7 protein-coding genes and 1 pseudogene are annotated in these 6,260 nt (G+C 58.9%); 4 read left to right on the top strand and 4 right to left on the bottom strand.

Features of this window, described 5'->3' with window-relative positions; translation table 11 throughout:
- Window positions 1-183: pseudogene (locus tag G3436_RS27810) on the bottom strand (hypothetical protein); the annotation flags it as partial.
- Window positions 184-383: 200 nt separating this feature from the next.
- Here G3436_RS27810 and G3436_RS18330 point away from each other — a divergent pair.
- Entirely contained in the window at window positions 384-1,001 is a 618-nt protein-coding gene (locus G3436_RS18330; RefSeq protein WP_163947749.1) for a dTMP kinase, read from the top strand.
- Between the two features lie 74 nt (window positions 1,002-1,075).
- On the opposite strand, the gene G3436_RS18325 is transcribed toward G3436_RS18330, so the two are convergent.
- Both G3436_RS18325 and G3436_RS18320 read right to left on the bottom strand, forming a co-directional pair.
- Window positions 1,076-1,885 (bottom strand): alpha/beta fold hydrolase, encoded by an 810-nt coding sequence (locus tag G3436_RS18325; protein WP_163947746.1) that lies wholly within the window; start codon window positions 1,883-1,885, stop codon window positions 1,076-1,078.
- 89 nt (window positions 1,886-1,974) lie between these two features.
- Entirely contained in the window at window positions 1,975-2,874 is a 900-nt protein-coding gene (locus G3436_RS18320) for a LysR substrate-binding domain-containing protein (RefSeq protein WP_163947743.1), read from the bottom strand.
- Window positions 2,875-2,981: 107 nt separating this feature from the next.
- Here G3436_RS18320 and G3436_RS18315 point away from each other — a divergent pair, with 107 nt between their 5' ends.
- The 3 genes from G3436_RS18315 to G3436_RS18305 are packed head-to-tail and all read left to right on the top strand — an operon-like array spanning window position 2,982 to window position 5,516.
- Window positions 2,982-3,644 (top strand): RraA family protein, encoded by a 663-nt coding sequence (locus G3436_RS18315; RefSeq protein WP_163947740.1) that lies wholly within the window; start codon window positions 2,982-2,984, stop codon window positions 3,642-3,644.
- 1 nt (window position 3,645) lies between these two features.
- Window positions 3,646-4,311, top strand: coding sequence for an RraA family protein (locus tag G3436_RS18310; protein WP_163947737.1), 666 nt, complete (start codon window positions 3,646-3,648; stop codon window positions 4,309-4,311).
- Entirely contained in the window at window positions 4,308-5,516 is a 1,209-nt protein-coding gene (locus G3436_RS18305; protein WP_163947734.1) for a pyridoxal phosphate-dependent aminotransferase, read from the top strand. Before G3436_RS18310 ends, G3436_RS18305 begins: the two co-directional genes overlap by 4 nt.
- A gap of 99 nt (window positions 5,517-5,615) precedes the next feature.
- Here the strand turns inward: G3436_RS18305 and G3436_RS18300 are convergent, their stop codons facing one another.
- A complete protein-coding gene (locus tag G3436_RS18300) occupies window positions 5,616-6,053 on the bottom strand; it encodes a hypothetical protein (RefSeq protein ID WP_243667211.1) in 438 nt (145 codons plus the stop codon).
- Window positions 6,054-6,260: the final 207 nt, after the last annotated feature.

Raw genomic sequence — 6,260 nt, 5'->3', positions numbered from 1 at the left:
CGGGGTGGGTGGGCGAGGGGGAAGCGCGGCTTCCCCACTCGAACCGGTCTCTGGCTCACTGATGCCGCAGGTCTGGGTGGTTTGCAGGCCTTTCCAGCCTGGTCCTTCGATCACATCCACGGGGCTGGGCGCGTGTCTGCCGGCGCTGCGCATCCAGATGCCATCTTCAAGGGAAAAGATCATGCTGGGCGCTAGCTTACCGACTTCCCCTGGAGGTAGCACGGTGCAAGGGCGGTTTGTTTCAGTGCGGCCTGGGAAGTTGCTTTTACGACGTGGACGCGCTTTTCTAGGCCCCCATTGCCGACATCAGGAGGGTAAGGACGCACGATGCTGTCACGTGATATGAACTGTGAAGAAACCGTACATCAATTGCGGCCAGAAGAATGACTCGGCCGTTGTTCATTTCCCTGGATGGGCCCAAGGGCGCCGGCAAAACCACATTGCTGGAGGCCGTCACCCAGGCACTGAGGGCAGACAACAGGAAGGTCATCCGGCTGTGCGAGAAAAAAAGCGACCCTGGCAGGGGAGAAACAATGGCCCTGGCCAATCAGCTCGTGCGAAACCCCGGCCGTGAACTGGAACTGGAGGTGTGCCAGCGCTTGGCTGACAGCCGAGCGTGGATTTCGCGGCACGTGCTGACCCGGCAGCCGCAGGACTGCATCATCCTGATCGATCGCTGGTACCCGTCTGATGCCGCGTTTCGCCGATTGGTCCCGTTTGCAGAAATCCTGCAGATGAACCGGGATCGAAACGTGCGAGTGCCAGACCTGCATGTCGGCGTTGTCACCGCCCCGGAAATTTCATGGGCCAGGGCAGCGACACGCACGCGCGGGCTGGGCAGCACGCTTATGCATCACTATGCAGAGCATGTTGCCTGTACCCAGGCGTTCGAGCGTGCGGTTGCAGATCATGGCTGGGTTTTATGCCGTAATGAAGGAACGCTGGAAGATGCAACGATGCAGGTGGTAGATGAGATCCGTGCTGTGCACTGCGCGTTTTGAAGAAACACGACGTTTGTTGGGGGCAGGGCGAGCTTCACGCGGCCAACGCCGCCGCGTGGAGGTATTCGGTCCGCTTATGCGCGGTCTTGCAGAGACTTGATGTGCTGCCACATCAGGACTGGATTGGAGTACATGGGGAAGTGGCCGCAGTCCGCGATGCATGCCAGTTGCACGCCCTCTGCACAAATGTGCTCGAGGTAGGACAGGTGAGCGTTGCTCACCCCGAACATGTATTGGCGCGGGAAGGGCAGTGCGAGGAACTTATCCATCAGCCCGCCATTATCGGAAAGCGCCACCATGGATTCGAAAATGCCGCGCACCGCGCCGATGCGTACCTTGTGCCCTAGGCTCGCGGCATACAGGGCGCTCGCTGGATCCGAAGCCAACCGGGTGCGCTCGATAAAGTCATGAAAGAAGCGTGCGTCATCATCACGGCGATGGTCATGGATCTGGCGGCTGAGAAAGCAATCCTCCGGCGCAATGTTGCCCTCGATGTCGACAAAGCTCAGAACACGCTCAGGCTCGCCGTGAGCGAGCATCAAGCCGGTAAGCCCGCCCATCGAGTGGCCCACAAGGTGGAACTGCTCGACGCCAAAATGCTTGAGTACGGACTGTGCGGTTTTCACCAGAAAAGGGATGTCGATGCGCGAGAGATCGGTGCACGCGGTTTCACCGCAGCCTGGCGCATCGTAAGCAATGAAGGGGTGCCCATCGAACGCGCGTTGCAGGGTGATATCGGCGTAGTCTTCCTTGGTAGAGCCAAAGCCGTGGAGGAACAGAATAGGCGCTTTCGGCCCGCTACGATGAATCACCGCCAGGTCGAGCCGGACGCCGTCGATGTTCAGCGCGATGTTTTCGTGAGTGAAGCGAGCTGGATGGGACACAGGTGTGGACTCCTAGTACAGGGCCCTAATCTCAAGCGCGCACGATGATTTGTAAAATACGAAGCCAGGAAGCCTGTGATAGGCCTGGCCTATGGCATCAACGATTGCTTCGCCTGGTCGATCATTGCCTCCAGCAGCGGATTTTTGTGCTCGCTGTGCCAGGCCATGGCCGTGGTGACTACGTTCACCTCGGGTAGCAGCGGTCGAATCATGACGTTTTCGGGGGCGAGTTTGTCCATTGACGCGGGCACCAGGGCGATGCCTTGGCCGCAGCTGACAAAGGCAACCTGTGAGGAAACCGAGCGGACCTGATGCACGATACGCGGCGCGAAGCCGCTGGCTTTGCACTGGCCGACCAGGTAGTCGAAATACACCGGGCTGACATCGCGCGACGCCATGACCAAGGTTTCATCCGCGAGCGCGCTGAGCGAGATTGATTCACACGCGGCCAATGGATGGTCGTTGAGTAGCGCCACTGCCAGTCGATCCTCGGACAACGGAATCGATTGCAGGTGGCGACCGAGATTGCCCTCAAGGCGTGCGAACGCGATATCGATATCACCTGCCTCAAGCGCGGGGACCGCCTGCGCACTGTCAATTTCCCGGACCGACACCGTGACCAACGGGTGCTCCTGCTTGAAGCGTTCGATCAGCGGCGGCAGCACATCGATCATGGCAGAGGTAATCGCACCGATGGTCAGCACACCGGTGTGACCTGCTACCGCTTCATGTACCGCCAGCTCAAGCCTTTGCAACTGATCGGCAAACTTTCTTACTGCGGGCAGGATGGCCGCGCCTGCGGGCGTAAGCTGTGCACCACGGCGAGAGCGTGTAAACAGTTGCACCCGCAAAGACTGTTCGAGGGCCTGGATTTGCTCGGTCAACGGCGGCTGCGACATGCCCAGCCGTTTGGCTGCGCGACTGAAATTCTGGTCTTCAGCCACCGCTGAGAACAGCCAGAGGTGGCGTATCAAGCGAAAATTGATCACGGTGCACTTCCATAGGTTTTTGGTATGACAAGCTTAGCTTCTTAGTAATATACGTATCAAATCACGTTGCCGATACTCAGCTTTCACCCACAAGAGGTCTGCAACCGATGAGCCTGATTGCCCCGCTTGATCGCCTGGCCGCGCTCGATACCAACACGGTATCGGACGCGCTGGACTTTCTCGAACTCCCTGGCGCCACCAATGGCCTGATGCCGCTCTGGAACTGTCCGAAAATAGTCGGCCGTGCCAGCACCGTGCAGTTGGGCCCCAAACAGGATGTGGCGCCTACGGTTCACCTGATTACGCCGGTAGTGGAGCAGATCACCAGCGATGACCGTGTGTTGGTGATCGCAGGTGGCGTTGACGGTATTTCCAGCTGGGGCGACATCCTTGCCAACGCGGCCCAACGCAAAGGCATTCGTGGTTCGATCATCGACGGTTTCAGTCGCGACATCCGCGGTAGCGCCGATATCGGCTACCCGCTCTTCGGTCGCGGCGTGACCATGATCAGCGCGCGCAACCGGCTCATTCAAATCGAAGACGCCGTAACCGTTCGCATGGCGGGCGTAGAGGTCGAGGAGGGTGATTACGTGATCGCCGACGAATGCGGCACCGTTTTCGTGCCGGCCCAGGTCATCGAGCATGTTCTGGACCTGGCCGAGCGTATCGATCGGCGCCAAGCCGGCATGCTTGACGCCGTGCGTGCAGGCCGCTCGGTTGAAGAGGTCATGCACGACAGCCAATTCGAAGCCATCAAGGCGGAGCACTGATATGAGCCTTTGCGATAAAGACCTCGTCGCGCTGTTTGAGGGCCTGGACACCCCAGGGGTGTCTGATGCGATGGACAAATTGGGCCTTGCAGGCCAGGCCTTCGGCATTGCGCCGCTGGCCAACTACAGCCAGATCGTGGTCGGCCCGGCCTTCACCGTGCAGTACGTGAGCGCGAGCACTCCGCCGGGCACTGTCGGTGACTTCATTGATGACGTGGCAGCGGGCGACGTGGTGGTCATTGCGAACGACGGGCGCACCGATTGCACCGTATGGGGCGACATCATGACCCAGTACGCCCTGGCGCGCGGAATCGCCGGTACGGTCATCGACGGCGTCTGCCGTGATGTGAACAAGGCCCTGGGCGAAGGCTACCCGCTGTTCAGCAAAGGCCGCTTCATGCGTACCGGTAAAGACCGTGTGGAAGTCGTGGCGGTTAACCAGCCGGTGTCGGTTGGCGGTGCCCGGGTATGTGCCCGCGACATTGTGGTGGCCGACGCCAATGGTGTGGTCATCGTGCCGCGGGAGCGTGCCCGGGATGTTGCTCAAACAGCACGACGTATCGAGCAGGTTGAAGCGCAGATCCGTGATCAGATCGCCGCTGGCAAGTGCCTCAAAGACGCCCGGGCGGTCCTCGGTTACCACTCCCTGCAGAGCAAACAACCATGAGCCTTGAAACCCTGAATCGTCGCCTGGAGGCTGCCAAACCTTCAGCGACCTACAAGATCATCGACCGCGTCGCTGCGCGCCGCGCTGAAGGCGCGAAGATCATTTCGCTGTGTGCGGGTGAACCGGACTTCGATACACCTGAGCACATCCGTGCGGCGGCCATCAGTGCGATCGACAATGGCCATACCCGCTACACGCAAGTGGCTGGCCTTCGCACGTTGCGCGAAGCCATTGCACGCAAATACCAGCGTGAGAACGGCCTCGATGTCAGCTGGCAGGACACACTGGTATGCAGCGGCGGCAAACAGGTCATCTTCAACGCCCTGGCTGCGACCCTGAACGAGGGCGACGAAGTCATCATCCCCGCGCCGTATTGGGTCAGCTACCCGGAAATGGTCCAGCTGTGCGGTGGCGATTCGCGCATTGTGGCCTGTGGCGCCGAGTCGGGTTTCAAGCTGTCGCCGCAAGCGCTGGCCCAAGCAATCGGACCGAAGACCCGCTGGCTCATCCTGAATTCGCCGTCCAACCCGACTGGCGCGGTGTACGACCGTGACGAGCTGCAGGCGCTGGCTGAGGTGTTGCTGGCCCATCCGCAGGTACTGATCCTGGCGGATGACATCTATGAGCACCTGGTCTTCGACGCTCGCGACTTCCTCACGCTTGCCCAGGTTGAGCCACGGCTGGGTGTGCGCACACTTACCATGAACGGCGTATCCAAGGCCTACGCCATGACTGGCTGGCGAATCGGGTTCGCCACTGGACCTCGCTGGTTGCTTGAAGCGATGGAGAAGCTACAAGGTCAGCAGACATCGGGCGCCTGTTCGATCTCGCAGCACGCGGCGATCGCTGCCCTTGATGGACCGAAAGACTTCATCGCTCACAGCCGCGAAGTGTTCCAGCGGCGTCGCGATTTCATGGTCGAGTTGCTCAATCAGGTGCCGGGTATCACCTGCGCTGTCCCTGGTGGCGCGTTTTACGCCTTCGCGGACTGTTCCGGTCTGATTGGCAAACGCTCATCTGCTGAGCGAGAGCTGGTTGATGATGAAGCGGTGGCCTTGGCGTTGTTGGAGGAAGCCAATGTTGCCGTCGTCCAGGGCAGCGCATTTGGTCTGCCAGGCTACCTGCGCATTGCCTACGCGCTGGATGACGCGTCGCTGCGGGCCGCCTGTCGAGCGATTCAGTGTTTCTGTGAGGGGGTGCGGTAGCCTCAGATAGCACCAGACAAAGGCGGGGAGGAGGGTGCTGCGGGGCTGGCAGGGGCAACGTCTTCAAGATCCGCTACGTAGTTACTCCTCTTGCCTACCTCAGGCATCTTTAAAAAGCTGCGATAGAACGTCAATCCTCATCAACTGGCCGGTGCCTCCACCTGCAGTGATAAGCATCCCGGCAAGGGCAAAAGCGTCTTGACCGTTTTCGGTAAAATGCACAAACATTGGGGATCCACTCATGCCATCCATATCACCCGGCCATGTGATGCCGTTTAGCTTTACGCGGTCGGCATAAACACCTTTTCCGATCTCACCTTTGAAACTTATGGCGTTGACATTTATTTCCGTAAGTTGGGACTCGTCAGCGGGATAAACAACTCGAGAATATGGCTCGGCGAGCGGAAATCCCATGCCTGTAAGTGAGATTTTGTCACCATCATCAAAGGCAGTTTTCGCAATCTTGCTGTTGATAAATTTGTTGAACCATTCACCGCTTGGAGGAAGGCGTATGGACCGTTCCAGCAAAACGGCCATAAGGTCTGGGCAGTACTTTCAGACACCCTGAAGGCCACGGCATCCAAAAAAGTACCGGGTATGTCCTCCGATTTATGCGTGACAGAAAAAACGCTGTCAAATGCCACTGTCTTTCTATTGAACTCGGTTGTTTCGGTATAAGGTATTCTTAACAGGCTAGAGAATTCTGCAATATTTTGTTTGTGGTCTTTTGTCAGGCAGTGACGG

Source organism: Pseudomonas brassicae, from assembly GCF_010671725.1.
GTDB lineage: Bacteria > Pseudomonadota > Gammaproteobacteria > Pseudomonadales > Pseudomonadaceae > Aquipseudomonas > Aquipseudomonas brassicae.
Note: the sequence above shows the minus strand (reverse complement) of the source record. Positions and strands in the feature narration are given on the sequence as shown.

Bases quoted from the DNA above. Each gene is read 5' to 3' on its own strand.
- G3436_RS18305 (WP_163947734.1), top strand. From the start codon at position 4,308: ATGAGCCTTGAAACCCTGAATCGTCGCCTGGAGGCTGCCAAACCTTCA.
- G3436_RS18300 (WP_243667211.1), bottom strand. From the start codon at position 6,053: ATGGCCGTTTTGCTGGAACGGTCCATACGCCTTCCTCCAAGCGGTGAA.
- G3436_RS18330 (WP_163947749.1), top strand. From the start codon at position 384: ATGACTCGGCCGTTGTTCATTTCCCTGGATGGGCCCAAGGGCGCCGGC.
- G3436_RS18310 (WP_163947737.1), top strand. From the start codon at position 3,646: ATGAGCCTTTGCGATAAAGACCTCGTCGCGCTGTTTGAGGGCCTGGAC.
- G3436_RS18315 (WP_163947740.1), top strand. From the start codon at position 2,982: ATGAGCCTGATTGCCCCGCTTGATCGCCTGGCCGCGCTCGATACCAAC.